Consider the following 15,510-nt stretch of genomic DNA (forward strand, 5'->3'; position numbering starts at 1 on the left):
TCATAGGAAAAGAATGATCAGACTCTTTTAGACAAAAGGTGGTTGTATACAATAGTACGAGTAATGTTGGACTTAATTTCTAATTAACTGTATATTTACAAAAATCTAATAAAGTTCATTTGTTATTTAAACGACATTAACATGTATTAGATAAAATAGCCCTTGTAATGAATCAATTATTATGAGGAGGATTCACGTGGACAGAAATGCTTTAAGAAAAGTAAAAGGCCTTATTGGATTATTAATGTTTTTTGTATTAGCATTCGTATCATTTCCATGGAGTACATCAGTCAAGGCGGAAGAGAAAAAGCAAGAAAAGGCATCAAGTGAGAAGAAGATAGTTTTTCCAGTTGTAAGTGATGTGCATATTAAAAACAGTGGAACAGATGATACGTTTCGCTGGAAAAGAGCGATTGAACAGTTTAATACACTAGCACCAAAGCAAGATGCATTTGTTATTGTAGGTGATTTCACAGATACAGGATCAGTGCAGCAATATGATCGTTTCATGCAAGTGTATAATGAAAATGCAAATAAAGATGCCGTGAGAATGAATTCTCTTGGTAACCATGATTATTGGAACGGTTTATCTGTAGAGGGCGCACAGAAGCGTTTCTTAGAAAAAACAGGTATGGAATCAATTTATTATCATAAAGTGGTAAAAGGTTATCACTTCCTTGTTATGTCTCCAGAGAATGGAACAACTCATGGCTATTATTCGGACAAGCAAATTAATTGGTTAAAAGAAGAAATGGCAAAAGCGCAAAAAGATGATCCAGAAAAACCGATTTTTGTATTTTTACATCAACACATTAAAGAGACAGTATACGGTAGTCATGAATGGGGAACACAAGATAGCGCAAAAATTAATGCAGTATTAAAAGAATACCCACAAGTTATTACGTTTTCAGGTCATTCACATTATCCATTAGATGATCCGAGATCGATACATCAAAAAGACTTTACATCAGTTGGTACATCTTCAGTAAGTTATATGGAAGTTGAAGGTGGTAAAGTACAAGGGAATATCCCGCCAGGAGCTAGTACGTTAAGCCAAGGTTTATTAGTAGAAGTAGATGATAAAGAAGTAACGATTAATCGTCGTGATTTCCATACGAATTCTTGGACAGGCGAGCCTTGGAAAATTAAATTACCAGCAAAGAAAGAAACATTTACACATGTAGAAGATCGTGATAAAGAAAAGCCATACTTTGCTAAGGATGTAAAGCTTGCTGTATCAAATGTAACAGAAAATGCGGCAACAGTAACATTCCCACAAGCGTTGGACAACCTCCTTGTTCACTCTTACCGTGTGCAGGCTAGAGATAAGCAAACGGGTGAAATGAAAAATAAATTGTTAGCATTCTCAGAGTTTTATCGTGATCCAGTGCCGAAAGATCTTACGTTTACACTGGCAGGGTTAGATGGCGGGAAAACATATACACTTGAAGTTGTTGCAATTGATTCGTTTGGTAATGAAAGTGCGCAGCCTTTAACGGCAGAAATTACTACGAAAAAAGATGAGATTGATCCGAATGTAAAAGTGCCAAAGGCTGATGTTTTCGATGTGAATTTTGCAGATGGTACATTTAAAGACAATTCACCATTTGGTACAAAAGGTGATGTGAAGGGCAATGTGACTATTGAATATGATAAAGCATTGAAAAAGAATGTTATGAAGTTAAACGGACAATCTAATACATTTGGATACCTTCCATTTTCAGCAGCACAAAAAGAGAAAGTAGCAAATACATTTACGTTAGAAACGGTATTTTCAATGAATCAAATCCGTGGCCAAGGTATTTTGCAAAATACAGAGAGCGGCGGAATTGGATTTGAGTCTACAGGAAGTGGATATGTTGAATTATGGGCTCACATTGGTGGCAGCTATAAACGTGTTGGAGTTCAATTAGAAGCGAACAAAACGTATCATTTAACAGGAACGTATAACGGAAGTGAAGTAGCTATTTATGTCGATGGTAAAAAAGTAAATAGCCAACCAGCTACAGGGAAAGTGTATCATCCAAATGTACCATTTGCACTTGGAGCGGATCCTGATAGCAATGGAAATGGTGGCATTCCGTTAAATGGACAAATCGCGCTTGCGAAATTATATAGTAAAGCGTTAAGTTCTTCAGAAGTATTAGCAGCGTACAATGAGTTTTCTAACCGTACGAAATTAGAGCAAGTGAACGCGTTATATGAAGAGCTTGGAAAAGGGAAAGAAGTGTTAGCTGGTACGTATGAGTTTGGTGATAAGCCAGGTCAATATTCAAAGGAAGCATTTCAAGAACTAGAGAAAAGCTATAATAATGCAAAACAAGTGTTTGAAAATGTAGGGAGCACGGGAGAGCAAATCGTTCAAACATATAACGAATTAAAAACAGCTAATGTAACATTTGTACAATCTAAAGTAGTAGAACAACCGAAAACACCGAAAGAAAAATTACAAATCAATATTGAATCTGCAAAAGTAGTAGTGAAAAAAGCGCAAGATGCAAATGTAACGGACGGTTCAGTGAAAGCACTGAGTCAAAAAATTACAGTGGCCGAAGCTGTAGTGAAAGATGTAAAAGTAAAAGATACACAGGTAGAAACAATGAATCGTACATTAGAGTATACGATTTCACTTGTTGAAAAAAGCATAAACAAATAAGAGAGAAGAAAAGAAGCTTATCGTGATAGGCTTCTTTTTTGTTATACTAAAATTAGTATAGAATGAAGGAGCGAATAATTTGGAACAGAAAAAGCTAAAAAGAATTCTTGAATATGTATGGATCGCGGTTGTGCTCCTTGTAGGATATTATTTCTTAAAAGAAAAAAGTATATGGGTTTTATTTTTAATGACGTTTTTATTAGCGGGTTTAGGCACGTTATTTATTAATTTCTTCTTTGATAGTTTAAATGCCTGGAAGAATAAAAAGAAGGGAACGAAGTAAAGGAGGGAATATATGCAAAAGTGGAAGCTCATATATCAGGTGATTATTTTCCTATTGCTTGTAGGTATTGGAATTGTGAAATACGCAACGCCAATAGGAAATTGGGCATGGTTTACAGCTTGCATCGGCATATTTTTCATTTTACAGTCGTTAACGAAAAAATATAATAGTACAGAAAAATAGCTCGCCGCTAAAACGGCGAGCTATTTTGTTATGCTTTTTTCTTTTCATCATTTGTTTTTTCAATAGCTAAATGACTATGTTTCCTAGAGTAGAAGAAATAGAAGCATAAGCCGACTATAAGCCAAACTGCAAAGCTAATCCATGTTGTTTTAGACAAATTGATCATTAAATATAAGCAGCAAAGAATCGCGACAACTGGTAATACAGGTACGAAAGGTGTACGGAATCCACGTTTTAAATCAGGGTGTGTTTTTCGTAAAATAAGTACTGCGCAGCAAACGAATGTAAAGGCTGTTAACGTACCGATGTTTACTAAATTCGCTAGCAAATGTAAGTCTAAAAGGCCTGCTAATAAAGCAGCAACAACGCCAGTAATCCACGTATTTAATAAAGGGATTTTTACTTTTTTATTTACACGTGCTAACGCTTTTGGAAGTAAACCGTCACGGCTCATCGCATACGAAACGCGAACTTGTCCATACATAACGACTAAGAGAACGGTTGTCATTCCAGTCATCGCTCCAACAGCGAGTAGTCCTGCAATTGTATCCTCACCAACGAAATGCAATGCAAATGCAACTGGATCAGAAACGTCTAATTGCGTATAAGGAACCATACCTGTTAAAACGAAAGATACGATCATATATAAAACAGTACAAATAAGAAGAGAACCGATAATACCAATTGGTAAGTCACGCTGCGGTTTTTTCGTTTCTTCTGCAGCTGTTGCGATTGCATCAAATCCTAAGAAGGCGAAGAACACAGTGGCAGCCCCAGTAATAATACCGTCGTATCCGAATGGGATGAACGGTGTCCAGTTTTCAGGTTTTACATATTTTGCACCTGCTACGATAAAGGCGATAATAACGGCTAACTTAATAAGAACCATAATATTATTAATGCGTGCACTTTCACGTATACCAAAACTTAAAAGGCCAGTAATAAGAAGTAAAATGCAGACAGCTGGTAAATCGATGAGACCACCTTTTCCTACGCCGGGGGCCGAGGCGATTATGGCGGGCAGGTGTATATTGAACCCTTGTAGTAATGATTGCAAATAACCAGACCAACCGACAGCTACTGCCGCGACTGCAAGTAAATATTCGAGCATTAAACACCATCCGACGATGAAGGCGACGACTTCTCCGACTGTCATATATGCGTAAGTATACACACTTCCTGAGACAGGAATAGAAGAAGCAAATTCAGCATAACAAAAGGCTACACAAGCACAAGTAAATGCAGCAATAAGGAATGATAGCATAATACCAGGACCAGAATGTTTTGCTGCAACAATACCTGTTAATACAAAGATCCCTGTCCCAATTACGGCGCCGATTCCTAAAAATGTTAAATCGAGTGCAGTTAATGTTCTAGCTAGCTGCTTTGGTGATTCAGTACTAAGCGCTTTTTTTCGTAATAATGACTTCACTTTGGACTCTCCCCCCGTTTTTTCATTTCCATAACTGCGACTATAGTATGAGTCCATTAAAAAAGAGTAAGTAAGGAAGTGGAGGTGCAGTTATGGTATGTAGTTTTTTAAAATTGCTGGATTAATCTTAATATAATTCAGAATATTTTGTCAAATAAAAATATGACAAATAAAATGCGGATCAATAGGGGAAACTACTTGCAGAAATGGACGGGGGTTAACGACCCACTGATTAAAGTTAAAGTAGGAGCAGATGCTATGTTATTTTATTTTGAACTTGTCGTCATTTTACTTTGTACGAAATTAGCTGGTGACATTAGTGTAAGACTTGGTCAGCCTTCTGTACTTGGTAAGTTAATTGTCGGTATTATTATCGGTCCGGCTGTACTTGGTATTATTAATAGTTCTGAACTGATTGATGAATTGAGTGAGATTGGTGTTTTGTTACTTATGTTTATGGCGGGACTTGAAACAGATTTAGAAGAGTTAAATCGGAATTTGAAATCGTCGTTTGCAGTAGCGGCCGGTGGAATTATTTTTCCTTTCATCGGTGGTTATGTAACAGGATTGCTGTTTGGATTAATACAATCCCATGCCATTTTTTTAGGGTTATTACTTTGCGCAACATCGGTTAGTATTACGGTGCAGACGCTACGTGATCTAGGAAAAATGAATACGAGAGAAAGTACAACCATTTTAGGTGCTGCCGTATTTGATGATGTCATTGTCGTTATTTTATTAGCATTTGTAATGAGTTTTTTAGGAACGCAAGATGTGAATATAACACTGGTCATTGTAAAGAAAATTATTTTCTTTGTAAGTATTGTTTTTATTGCTTGGAAAGTCGTTCCTTGGATTATGAAAATGCTTGTCCCGCTTCGTGTAACAGAAGCGTTAATTAGTACAGCTCTTATTATTTGCTTCTCTTTTTCTTATTACAGTGAAATGATGGGAATTGCAGGCATTATTGGAGCATTCGCAGCAGGAATTGCTATTTCTCAAACAGAGTATAAGCATGAAGTGGAACATAAAATTGAACCGATTGCTTATGCAATATTTGTTCCAGTATTCTTCGTAAGTATCGGAATGGAAATTACATTTCAAGGTATTGGAAGTCAGCTTTGGTTCATTATTATTATGACTCTCGTTGCGATTTTCACAAAGTTAATCGGATCCGGCTTAGGCGCAAGACTGACAGGATTTAATCGCGAATCTTCTATCAGTATTGGTGCGGGGATGGTATCACGTGGTGAAGTAGCGCTTATCATCGCAGCAAATGGACTTACGGCGAATTTATTAGCGAAAGAAAATTTCACAGCGATTGTTATTGTTGTTATATTGACGACGATTATTACACCGCCACTTTTGAAGAAATATTTTGTATAGACAGGAAGGGCTTATCTGATGTAGGTAAGCTCTTTTTTTATTCCCAAAAGCAATAATCATATAGCATGAAGGGTTTGTAATTATGGTAAAATCTATGTATGTGATATGACAAGGAGAGGGAAGTGTGAAGATTACGAAGGAGAAGGTTATCGGTGTAATCGTACTTATTGCAGTATGTATACCATTTACTGCATGGAAAGAATCAAAAGTGAAAGATTTTCCGGTTTCTATTTTTTCGGAAGAAGCAGATGGTGAGTACGGTCAGAAGCTGAAATATACTGCTTTTTTACCTGATGTTGCGATTTGGATGAACGGTTGGGAAAAGAAGTGGACAGAGGGGGAAAGAACTGTTTATCAAAAAGGGAATCGCATTGTAAATGTGTTTCATCCTCCTGGCGATGATGGTTATTACCTTCTTGAAGCAAGAGAAAATAAGTGAACGCAACCGTAAGAAGTGGAGGTTAAATAGTGAAAGCTTCAACATTACTATTTAAAATTGAAAGTAATATGGATCAATTTTCACCAGCTGAGAAGAAGGTTGCCATGTACATAATGGAGAATGCAGAGATTGTACCGAATTTAACGACGAAAGAAGTGTCAACGAATGCAGGAGCAAGTGAAGCGAGTGTCGTTCGCTTTTGTAAATCGATTGGAATCGGAAGTTTTAAAGCATTTAAGATAGCACTCGTTCGTGAATTAACGATTGCTGATTATAATATTAACGATTTTTCAGTGATGAATACAGAAGATGGACCGTATGATTTATTTAATAAAGTTACTTATGTGAATAAAGCTGCAATTGAGGCGAGTGTTACTGCAATAGATAAGAGGGAACTTGAGAAAGCAGCGGATCGTATTGTCAATGCGGGCAAAATTATATTTTACGGAGTAGGTGGATCAGCTACGCCAGCAATGGACGGGGCTTATAAATTTACGCGGCTTGGATTTACAGCGATGATGCTATCTGATTTTCATATGATGTTGCCACTTGTGACGAATTTAAAAGAAGGTGATATATTTGTTGCGATTTCAACATCTGGTCGAACGAAAGATGTGCTTGAAATGGCGCAGTATGCAAAGAGACAAGGTGCAACTGTTATTGGAATTACGAAATTAGATCAATCATCACCCCTATATAAAGAAGCGGACATTCGTCTTTGTATGCCAGATGTAGAACAAGATCATCGTATTGCAAGTATTGCGTCGAGAATGACGCAACTGAATATGATTGATGCTTTATATGTGATTACTTTCAACCGAATTGGTAATAAAGTATTGGATCAATTTATGGAGACGCGAGAAGAAGCGTTGCGGTTACGGAAGTTAAAGTAGAAGAAAAGATGAGGAGACTCATCTTTTTTATTATCTTTGACACAAATATGTCATGTTGTGAAATTTTATTTCATAAAATAAGAAAGGGTTATTGATTTTTAGTTTCTTAAAGTTATAATAAAAGTGTGAAATATAATTTCAAAGAGGGTGGAAATATGTTAGAAAATTTATCGACAGAACATCGTAATGAGAAAACAATGAATCTGGATGAAATGAGCATAAAAGAAGTATTGCAAAGTATGAATGAAGAAGATCGAACTGTTGCGTTAGCAGTTGAAAAAGAGATAGAACAAATTGAAAAGGTTGTACAGACTGTTATTAAATCTTTTGAAGAAGAGGGACGCTTAATTTACATTGGTGCTGGTACGAGTGGTCGTTTAGGTATCCTAGATGCAGTGGAATGTCCGCCGACATTTGGCACGGATGATAAAATGGTGCAAGGATTTATAGCAGGTGGATTGAAAGCGTTTACTAAGGCGGTGGAAGGTGCCGAAGATCGCGAAGAGTTAGCAGAAGAAGATTTAAAAAGTATTGGATTAAATGAGAAAGATACAGTGATTGGAATTGCTGCCAGTGGCAGAACTCCTTACGTAATTGGCGGCTTGAAATACGCACAGAGCGTAGGAGCGAGTACAGCGAGTATTTCTTGTAATAAAAATGCTGAAATAAGTAAATATGCAAATTTAAATGTGGAAGTAGAAACAGGTGCAGAAATATTAACAGGATCAACGCGTTTAAAAGCTGGTACAGCACAAAAATTAGTGCTGAATATGATTTCAACAGCTTCGATGATTGGTGTAGGAAAAGTATATAAAAACTTAATGGTAGATGTTCAATCCACAAATGAAAAGTTAGTAGAACGGTCAAAACGAATTATTGTGGAAGCAACAGGCGCTAGTTATGAAGTAGCGGCAGAGTATTATGAAAAGGCAGAACGTAACGTAAAAGCTGCCATTGTTATGGTGTTGTTGCAGTGTGAGTATGGGGAAGCACTGGAGAAACTAAAATACGCAAAAGGGTTTGTGAAGAAAGCACTATAAAGTAATAGGGAGGGGGATTCTATTATGAAGAAAGAAGAGAGAATGGCCAAGGAAATTTCGGAGCAACTTGGTGGAATAAAAAATATTCGTAGTATTGCTCATTGTATGACGAGACTACGTTTAACGCTTCATGATGAAAGTAAAGTAAATATGGACCTTTTGAAAAAAGTTGAAGGCGTTATGGGTGTTATAGAAGATGAGACGCTTCAAGTTGTCGTTGGTCCAGGAACAGTAAATAAAGTAGCAGCTGAAATGGAAGGTTTGACAGGACTACGAATTGGTGAGGTAGCAGATCATCACCTTGAAGATATTGGGCAAGAGATGAAATCAGAGATTAAGAAGAAAAATAATACACCGGTGAAAAACTTTTTACGAAAAATAGGAAGTATTTTCATCCCATTAATTCCGGGGCTTGTTGCGTCAGGAATTATAAACGGGGTTGCTAACTTTGCGAAAAATGCTGGTGCTGATCCAAATGCAACGTGGTTACAAATGTTACTACTCATTGGCGGCGGTATCTTTACATTCTTAGGAATTTTAGTCGGCTGGAATACAGCGAAAGAATTTGGCGGGACACCGGTTCTTGGGGCAATTGCTGGTATTTTAATTTTCAACCCGGCGATGGCAAACGTAAAATTGTTTGGTGAAGCATTAGTGCCCGGACGGGGCGGATTGTTTGCAGTTATTTTTGCAGCATGGCTTATGGTTGTAGTGGAAAGACAAGTTCGAAAAGCAGTGCCAAACGCAGTTGATATTATCGTGACACCACTCATTACTGTATTAGTTGTAAGTATCGTAACGATGTTAGCCATTCAGCCATTAGCAGGTTTCTTATCAGATGGTATTACGAGCGGAATTAATGATATTTTAAATATTGGCGGAGCATTTGCTGGCGCAGTACTTGCGGGAACATTTTTACCTCTCGTTATGGTCGGATTGCATCACGGTTTAACACCAATTCATATGGAATTTATTAATCAAACACACGTAACACCTTTATTACCAGTGCTCGCAATGGCTGGTGCTGGCCAAGTGGGCGCAGCAATTGCGATTTATGTGAAAACAAAAAACAAACGACTTCGAAATGTAATTAAAGGTGGATTGCCAGTTGGCTTTTTAGGAATTGGTGAGCCGTTATTATACGGGGTGACATTACCACTTGGGAAACCGTTTATTACTGCTTGTTTAGGAGCGGCTGTCGGTGGTGCATTCCAAGCAGTTATGCAAACAGCTTCTCTTGGAATTGGCGTATCAGGGCTATCTTTAATTCCGTTAATTGCTGACAATAAATATTTACTCTATTTCTTAGGTTTAGTAATTGCATATGCTTTCGGATTTATCTTTACGTATTTCTTCGGATTTAAAGAAGAAATGGCAGAAAACATATAGAGAAAGGGATTCCTTTCTCTTTTTCTATTAATAGAAAGGGAGATTTATATGATCGGAGTTTCCATTTATCTTTCAAAAGAACGAGTAGAGAAACAAGAAGAGTGGCTAAAAGTAGCGAAGGAAAATGGGTTTACATCTATTTTTACATCACTGCACATTCCAGAAGATGATCCAAATACGTATAAAGAGTTAATTCAAATATTAGGGAAACAAGCTCTTGCACATGAAATGGAGTTAATGGTTGATGTTTCTCCAAAATCGTTACATCATTTAGGGCTAACATATGAAAATGTGGAAGAACTATTGGACTGGGGCATTACCGGTTTAAGAATGGATTACGGCATTGCGCCAAAAGAAATTGCAAGCGTATCTCATAAGATGAAAGTAGCTTTAAATGCGAGTACGATTACAAAGCCATTTTGGAAAGAATTACTTGCAGAACATATAAGAGTAGAGAATGTAGAAGCGTGGCATAATTTTTATCCACGTCCAGAGACGGGACTAGCAAAGTCCTTCTTACAAAAACAAAATCAATATTTACAGGAGTGCGGAATAAAAACGATGGCATTTATTCCAGGAGATGCGGAAAAACGTGGTCCGTTATATGAAGGGTTACCAACGTTAGAAAAACATCGCAATATGCGCCCGCTTGAAGCGTACTTAGAACTTGTTCAAGATTGTGGTGTTGATAAAGTATTGATTGGAGATATAAGCGCAAGTTTGGAAAGTATGCAAGAAGTAGCTAGTGCGAGTAGAGGGATTATTCCATTGCGTTACAAATCATTTATAACTGATAAAGAAGTATTAAAAGTGGTGGAGCAAGTGCATAAAAATAGACTAGATCCGGCTCGTGATGTTATTCGATCTGTAGAATCAAGGGAAGGAAATAGAGTGGTTTTACAGCCGATGCATACAATTGTAAGAAAGAAAGGCAGCATTACAATTGATAATGAATTGTACGGTAGATATGCAGGGGAGATGCAAGTTGCTACACATGATTTACCTGTAGATGAGAAAGTGAATGTTGTTGGAATAGTTGTGGAAGAGGACGTTTCTTTACTGCCTTATATTGGCGCTGGAAAAATGTTTCAACTTTTTCTATGCGATAGAATAAAAGCTTGAATTAGCGCTATTTTGTAGGAAAACATTATCCGTAAAACGGATAATGTTTTTTGTTTTCTTTAAAAAAGTATTTGACGAATGAAATAAAATACCGTATTGTTTTGACTTGTAAATAAAAGTTCACCATAACAAAACAAAAAGGAGAGTTCAAAATGAATCAATATATTGGGAATTTAATTATTCGTATCGTGTTAGGAGTTACGTTCTTTGCACACGGTTTAGCAAAGTTTCAATCAGGTATCGATAATGTAGCAGGATGGTTTACAAGCATCGGTTTACCAGGTGGCCTTGCATACGGCGTAGCAACTGTAGAATTAGTTGGTGGTATATTATTAATTATCGGTTTAGGTGTACGATATGTAGGATTGTTATTCGCTCTTATTTTAGCTGGAGCTATCGTAAAGGTAAATGGAGCAGCAGGTTTATTAGGAGATGGAAAGAATCCAGGATATGAATTAGATCTTGCATTATTATCAATGGGTGCGTATTTATTCGTAGTAAAAGCAGAAGGATATGTAGATCGTTTCTTAAAAGAGAAAGTAATGAAAACGAAGTAAATTTTATTTATAAATGTTGACTTGAAGAAGTATTGTAACTATAATGATTACAACAAATAGATTAAGAGTAAAACAATTTAAATATTTTTTTACACAAGATGTAACTGTATAGGTTACATCTTGTGTAAAAATAAATAAACGGGAGGAAGTAATATGCCTAAATCAAATTTAGAAATTATTCAAAGCACGTATGAAGGATCAGCGTCTTCGAATGCAAAGCATTTAGCAGAAGCCTTCTCTGAAAAAGTGGAATGGACAGAGGCAGAAGGTTTCCCGTACGGCGGAACATATAAAGGCGTAGAAGCTATAATGGAAAATGTATTTAGCCGTTTAGGATCAGACTGGGATGATTATAAAGCAAGTGTAAATACATATCATGAAGTAAACGGAAAAGATGTAATTGTTGCTGAAGGTATGTATTCTGGAGTTTATAAAGAAACAGGAAAATCATTTGAAGCAGAATTTGTTCATGTATGGCAGCTTGAAAATGGAAAAATCGTGAAGTTTAAGCAGTATGTAGATAGTCATATTGTTAGGGAAGCGATGAAGAGCTAATGCTTTTTAAATGGATTGTAGGTATATGTATTACCATTATGGTAATCATCTCTTCTATAGTTGGCGGAAAGAAATTGCTTGCATATGTGGAAAAAGAAAATACAAATATTCAAACCGAGCGAGCGGCAAACGAAAAAGAGAAAAAAGCTGCAGAAGAAGCCCCGCAAATTAGTGAAGGTGAAATTATTTCTACTATGCATAAAATGGTGCACCAAAAGGTAAAATCCTCTGAAAAATGGGGATTTGTAGAGATGACAAAAAAGGAAATTTCTAATGTAAAAAGAGATATTGAAAATAGTACAGGTTTTCAATATAAAATGAAGTTATTTTCTATTATAAATAGATGGGAAAAAGGAGATTTTTCTCAAACTGTTGAGGAGCATAACTTTTTATGGAGCCTTCAAGGTGGAGATACTGGCAAGGCGACGGAACGTTTATCGCCAGAAGAGGAAAAGCAGTATATAAAAGAAATGAAGAGAAAATAAAAACATCGCCAACCCAGATGACGATGTTTTTTCATTAAGAATGTTTTCGCATTAAAGGTCTAACAGGCTGAACGGCAACAGTTTTAAAATGAGAAAATAAATAACATCCTGTTACAACGACAATTGTCCCTAAAATTTGTATCCACGTTAATTCTTCTCCGAGGAATATGAATGCTAAAATGGCTGTGAAAATTGGATTGAAGTTTAGAAAAATACCTGATGTAGTTGCGCCTAATTTTTGTACGCCAATATTCCAAAATACCATACAAAGAACTGTCGAAATAAGCCCAGTATATAAAAGTGATGTGATGAAAGAAGTATTTATATTTGAAACAGTGAAGCTACCTATGTTAAACGGTAGTAATAAAATAACGCCGAAAATACCAGAGTACAACGTTGCCATAAGTGGTGAAGTTGTTTTTGTTGCCCATTTACTACAAACAGAATAGATTCCCCAAATACAAACTGCTGCAATCATCCATAAATCGCCGCTATTAAAATGTAGTGAAAATAAAAGCGAGAAATCACCTTTTAATAGGACGAGGATAACCCCGAAGAATGAAAGAATCATGGATAGGATTTGAAGTGTATTTACTTTTTCTTTTAGAAATAATACTGAAAATAATGCGATTGAAATTGCATTCAATGTAGAGATAAGACCTACATTCGTAGCGGATGTTTTTTCTAATGCTAAAAATTGAAAGATGTTAAAAAGAGCGACCCCTGAAATTCCCATCAATATTAAAGGAAGTATTGCGGTACGTGGTGGAAGGATTTTCTTTTCTTTAAACCATACCATCGGTAATAAACAAACAATCGCAATCATCCATCTTAAATTTGTCAATGTCATCGGCGATGCATGATCGACGAGTGATTTTCCAACGACAAAATTTCCTCCCCATAATAAGCTCGTTAGTAATAGTAAAAAGACGTAAAAATAAGGCATGCTAAAATCCCCTTTTTTGTAATCAATACGAATTGTAAATAATTTTAGCATTTTTCTTTATTATGTAATATATTCTTTTGTATAATGGTGAAAACTCGATAAAATATTTAGTTGCGAATGATATTTACGGAATGATATTCAGTTTTTTGTAAGGTATAAGGTGTTTTTTCGAATAATCATCGGTAAGAAAAAAGGGGGAATTGTAATGGAGTCGTCTGTTATTAAAGTGTTGGATGATTTGGATGTACAAATTTTAGATATATTGCAGAAGGAGTCACAAGTAAGTAATGCAGAGCTGGCACGTCGCGTTAATTTATCACCGGCTGCGATGCATGCAAGAATAAAAAGATTGGATGGGGAAGGTTTCATCGATAAGCAAGTTGCGATTTTAAATCAAGAAAAGCTTGGGTTTGATTTATTATGTTTTATTTTTATGAGTACGAATATTCATCAATTTGACAAGTTGGAAGTGTTGGAGAAAGAATTAGAATCGATGCCGGAAGTGTTAGAATGTCACTGTTTAACAGGAGAGTACGATTATTTATTAAAGGTTGCAAATCGTGATCGTAAAGAACTAGAGCAGTTTATTAGAAAGTTGAATAAGCTTGGTATTACAAGGATACAGACAAGTTTAGCACTTCGTGAAATTAAATATTCGACGGTATTGCCGATACGAAATGAGGAACCGAGCATCGATTAGATTGCTTGGTTTTTGTTTGTATAAATTGATTGACGAGGAGAAAAGAGAGATGTATTATTATATAAAATTATGAATTAAAATTCATTTTAAGTTATAAATATTAATATTGAGGGGCAAGGGGATGTAATATGAAAATCTGTAATGCAGTGACGAGTGATGTGAAAGAAATTTATAGTCTTATTGAGGTTTATGCAAAAGAGGGAGTTGTTTTACCACGTTCTCTTTTGTCTCTTTATCAATATTTGCAATGTTTATATGTTATGAAAGAAGATGAGAGAATTGTTGGAGTTGCTGGATTGCATGTATTAGGAGAAGATCTTGCAGAAATACGATCGTTAGTAGTTTCGCATACATATGCAGGGAAAGGGATAGGGCGTATGCTTGTAAATCATGTAATGGAGGAAGCTACGAAAATAAATGTAAGAAGAGTAATTTCCTTAACATATGAAACAGTATTTTTTCAAAAGTGTGGATTTGATTTTATAAATAAAGAAGCGTTGCCAGAGAAAGTATGGATTGATTGTAGACATTGTCCAAAGGTGGATTATTGTGATGAAGTGGCGATGGTGCGGTATGTTGGATGAAAATTTTATAGAGAAAAAGTTCCCACTATTATTTACATATATAGTGGGAACATATATTTCCATAAGAAATGGACAGGTTATTAAGAATTTGAATTCTTTTGTCTCACGGCAAAATTATAAAGTGGATCTTTAAGTTCATAGTTATACGTTAAACCGTCGACAATTCCTACAACTTTATCATTATCATAAAGGTCGAGCATAAATTGTGCCATTTGTTTTGCAGTGTGGAATTTTGGTACAACATTATCATATTGGAATTCATCAATATCAAATGAACGCTTCGCAAATTCTGTTTCAGTTGCAGCAGGAGCTAAAACTTTTGCTTGCAGTTTTGCGCCTTGTTCTTTCAGTTCGTGAGACAGCCCTTCTGTAAATGCACTTACATAGAATTTCGTAGCGCAATACGTAACAGCATCAGCAACAATTGTGTATCCGCCGCCCGATGAAACGTTAATAAGCTGTGTTCCATCAACCATTGAATAATCTCGAACGAAAAGAGAAGAGAGTATTGTTAGTGCTTCTATATTTACATGTAACATCGTTTCGATTTTATTTAAATTTTGTTCAGCAATTGAGGCGAAATTACCAAAACCTGCGTTGTTAATCCACGTTTCAATTTGAAAAGATTGTAGGCTTTCATAAAGTTTATAAACATCTTCAGTAACAGATAAATCAGTTCTTCGAATGACAACATCCAATTCTGGATGCATTTCGTTAATTTTCAATTTTAATTCGTTTAATTCTTCTTGTCTTCGAGCTACAAGTACTAAATTTTTTCCGCGAGATGCAAATGCTAAAGCTGCTTCATAACCAATTCCGGAACTTGCTCCAGTAATAACAGTGTATTTCATATAAAATCC

17 protein-coding genes are annotated in these 15,510 nt (G+C 36.0%); 14 read left to right on the forward strand and 3 right to left on the reverse strand.

The window, feature by feature from the left end:
- The first annotated feature begins 196 nt into the window (after window positions 1–196).
- The 3 genes from GD442_RS04230 to GD442_RS27590 all read left to right on the forward strand — a co-directional run bounded on the left by GD442_RS04230 (window position 197) and on the right by GD442_RS27590 (window position 3,122).
- Complete coding sequence (locus GD442_RS04230; protein ID WP_063225456.1) at window positions 197–2,656, forward strand: LamG-like jellyroll fold domain-containing protein; 2,460 nt, start codon at window positions 197–199, stop codon at window positions 2,654–2,656.
- A 79-nt stretch (window positions 2,657–2,735) separates the two neighbouring features.
- Window positions 2,736–2,939: a hypothetical protein gene (locus GD442_RS04235; RefSeq protein WP_000435797.1), complete on the forward strand. Its 204-nt coding sequence runs from the start codon at window positions 2,736–2,738 to the stop codon at window positions 2,937–2,939.
- 12 nt (window positions 2,940–2,951) lie between these two features.
- Entirely contained in the window at window positions 2,952–3,122 is a 171-nt protein-coding gene (locus tag GD442_RS27590; protein ID WP_001174838.1) for a hypothetical protein, read from the forward strand.
- A gap of 28 nt (window positions 3,123–3,150) precedes the next feature.
- Here the strand turns inward: GD442_RS27590 and bcaP are convergent, their stop codons facing one another.
- Window positions 3,151–4,611, reverse strand: coding sequence for a branched-chain amino acid transporter BcaP (bcaP, locus tag GD442_RS04240; RefSeq protein ID WP_002040681.1), 1,461 nt, complete (start codon window positions 4,609–4,611; stop codon window positions 3,151–3,153).
- 105 nt (window positions 4,612–4,716) lie between these two features.
- Here bcaP and GD442_RS04245 point away from each other — a divergent pair, with 105 nt between their 5' ends.
- The 9 genes from GD442_RS04245 (at window position 4,717) to GD442_RS04285 (ending at window position 12,420) form a co-directional block, all read left to right on the forward strand.
- Window positions 4,717–5,940, forward strand: a complete 1,224-nt coding sequence (locus GD442_RS04245) for a cation:proton antiporter (protein WP_400145324.1) — start codon at window positions 4,717–4,719, stop codon at window positions 5,938–5,940.
- A 124-nt stretch (window positions 5,941–6,064) separates the two neighbouring features.
- Window positions 6,065–6,379 carry a hypothetical protein gene (locus GD442_RS04250; protein WP_000704958.1) on the forward strand — a complete coding sequence of 105 codons (315 nt, stop codon included), beginning with the start codon at window positions 6,065–6,067 and terminating at the stop codon, window positions 6,377–6,379.
- 29 nt (window positions 6,380–6,408) lie between these two features.
- Entirely contained in the window at window positions 6,409–7,272 is an 864-nt protein-coding gene (locus tag GD442_RS04255) for a MurR/RpiR family transcriptional regulator (RefSeq protein WP_000648173.1), read from the forward strand.
- A 155-nt stretch (window positions 7,273–7,427) separates the two neighbouring features.
- The gene (gene murQ, locus GD442_RS04260; protein WP_000892350.1) at window positions 7,428–8,312 is read left to right on the forward strand and encodes an N-acetylmuramic acid 6-phosphate etherase; all 885 of its coding nucleotides are present in this window, start codon (window positions 7,428–7,430) and stop codon (window positions 8,310–8,312) included.
- Window positions 8,313–8,336: 24 nt separating this feature from the next.
- Complete coding sequence (locus GD442_RS04265; RefSeq protein ID WP_074554216.1) at window positions 8,337–9,701, forward strand: PTS transporter subunit EIIC; 1,365 nt, start codon at window positions 8,337–8,339, stop codon at window positions 9,699–9,701.
- Between the two features lie 48 nt (window positions 9,702–9,749).
- Window positions 9,750–10,823, forward strand: coding sequence for a DUF871 domain-containing protein (locus GD442_RS04270; RefSeq protein ID WP_000580626.1), 1,074 nt, complete (start codon window positions 9,750–9,752; stop codon window positions 10,821–10,823).
- Between the two features lie 152 nt (window positions 10,824–10,975).
- A complete protein-coding gene (locus GD442_RS04275) occupies window positions 10,976–11,380 on the forward strand; it encodes a DoxX family protein (protein ID WP_001077751.1) in 405 nt (134 codons plus the stop codon).
- A gap of 153 nt (window positions 11,381–11,533) precedes the next feature.
- Entirely contained in the window at window positions 11,534–11,935 is a 402-nt protein-coding gene (locus GD442_RS04280) for a nuclear transport factor 2 family protein (RefSeq protein ID WP_001126699.1), read from the forward strand.
- Window positions 11,935–12,420, forward strand: a complete 486-nt coding sequence (locus tag GD442_RS04285) for a PRK06770 family protein (protein WP_000897995.1) — start codon at window positions 11,935–11,937, stop codon at window positions 12,418–12,420. Before GD442_RS04280 ends, GD442_RS04285 begins: the two co-directional genes overlap by 1 nt.
- Before the next feature lie 34 nt (window positions 12,421–12,454).
- Here the strand turns inward: GD442_RS04285 and GD442_RS04290 are convergent, their stop codons facing one another.
- Window positions 12,455–13,366 (reverse strand): DMT family transporter, encoded by a 912-nt coding sequence (locus tag GD442_RS04290; RefSeq protein ID WP_001146236.1) that lies wholly within the window; start codon window positions 13,364–13,366, stop codon window positions 12,455–12,457.
- A gap of 205 nt (window positions 13,367–13,571) precedes the next feature.
- Between GD442_RS04290 and GD442_RS04295 the strand changes: the two genes are divergently transcribed.
- Window positions 13,572–14,066, forward strand: a complete 495-nt coding sequence (locus tag GD442_RS04295; protein WP_000446097.1) for an Lrp/AsnC family transcriptional regulator — start codon at window positions 13,572–13,574, stop codon at window positions 14,064–14,066.
- A 128-nt stretch (window positions 14,067–14,194) separates the two neighbouring features.
- Entirely contained in the window at window positions 14,195–14,650 is a 456-nt protein-coding gene (locus GD442_RS04300) for an N-acetyltransferase (protein ID WP_000686663.1), read from the forward strand.
- Window positions 14,651–14,730: 80 nt separating this feature from the next.
- Here the strand turns inward: GD442_RS04300 and GD442_RS04305 are convergent, their stop codons facing one another.
- Window positions 14,731–15,501 carry an SDR family NAD(P)-dependent oxidoreductase gene (locus GD442_RS04305; protein WP_000878078.1) on the reverse strand — a complete coding sequence of 257 codons (771 nt, stop codon included), beginning with the start codon at window positions 15,499–15,501 and terminating at the stop codon, window positions 14,731–14,733.
- Window positions 15,502–15,510 lie beyond the last annotated feature (9 nt).

The organism is Bacillus sp. A260 (assembly GCF_009861435.1).
Classification (GTDB): Bacteria; Bacillota; Bacilli; order Bacillales; family Bacillaceae_G; genus Bacillus_A; species Bacillus_A cereus.

Excerpts from the sequence above, each read along its gene's own strand:
- GD442_RS27590 (WP_001174838.1), top strand. The coding sequence starts at position 2,952 with ATGCAAAAGTGGAAGCTCATATATCAGGTGATTATTTTCCTATTGCTT.
- bcaP (WP_002040681.1), bottom strand. The coding sequence starts at position 4,611 with ATGGACTCATACTATAGTCGCAGTTATGGAAATGAAAAAACGGGGGGA.
- GD442_RS04245 (WP_400145324.1), top strand. The coding sequence starts at position 4,717 with ATGACAAATAAAATGCGGATCAATAGGGGAAACTACTTGCAGAAATGG.
- murQ (WP_000892350.1), top strand. The coding sequence starts at position 7,428 with ATGTTAGAAAATTTATCGACAGAACATCGTAATGAGAAAACAATGAAT.
- GD442_RS04265 (WP_074554216.1), top strand. The coding sequence starts at position 8,337 with ATGAAGAAAGAAGAGAGAATGGCCAAGGAAATTTCGGAGCAACTTGGT.
- GD442_RS04270 (WP_000580626.1), top strand. The coding sequence starts at position 9,750 with ATGATCGGAGTTTCCATTTATCTTTCAAAAGAACGAGTAGAGAAACAA.
- GD442_RS04275 (WP_001077751.1), top strand. The coding sequence starts at position 10,976 with ATGAATCAATATATTGGGAATTTAATTATTCGTATCGTGTTAGGAGTT.
- GD442_RS04280 (WP_001126699.1), top strand. The coding sequence starts at position 11,534 with ATGCCTAAATCAAATTTAGAAATTATTCAAAGCACGTATGAAGGATCA.
- GD442_RS04285 (WP_000897995.1), top strand. The coding sequence starts at position 11,935 with ATGCTTTTTAAATGGATTGTAGGTATATGTATTACCATTATGGTAATC.
- GD442_RS04290 (WP_001146236.1), bottom strand. The coding sequence starts at position 13,366 with ATGCCTTATTTTTACGTCTTTTTACTATTACTAACGAGCTTATTATGG.
- GD442_RS04295 (WP_000446097.1), top strand. The coding sequence starts at position 13,572 with ATGGAGTCGTCTGTTATTAAAGTGTTGGATGATTTGGATGTACAAATT.
- GD442_RS04300 (WP_000686663.1), top strand. The coding sequence starts at position 14,195 with ATGAAAATCTGTAATGCAGTGACGAGTGATGTGAAAGAAATTTATAGT.
- GD442_RS04305 (WP_000878078.1), bottom strand. The coding sequence starts at position 15,501 with ATGAAATACACTGTTATTACTGGAGCAAGTTCCGGAATTGGTTATGAA.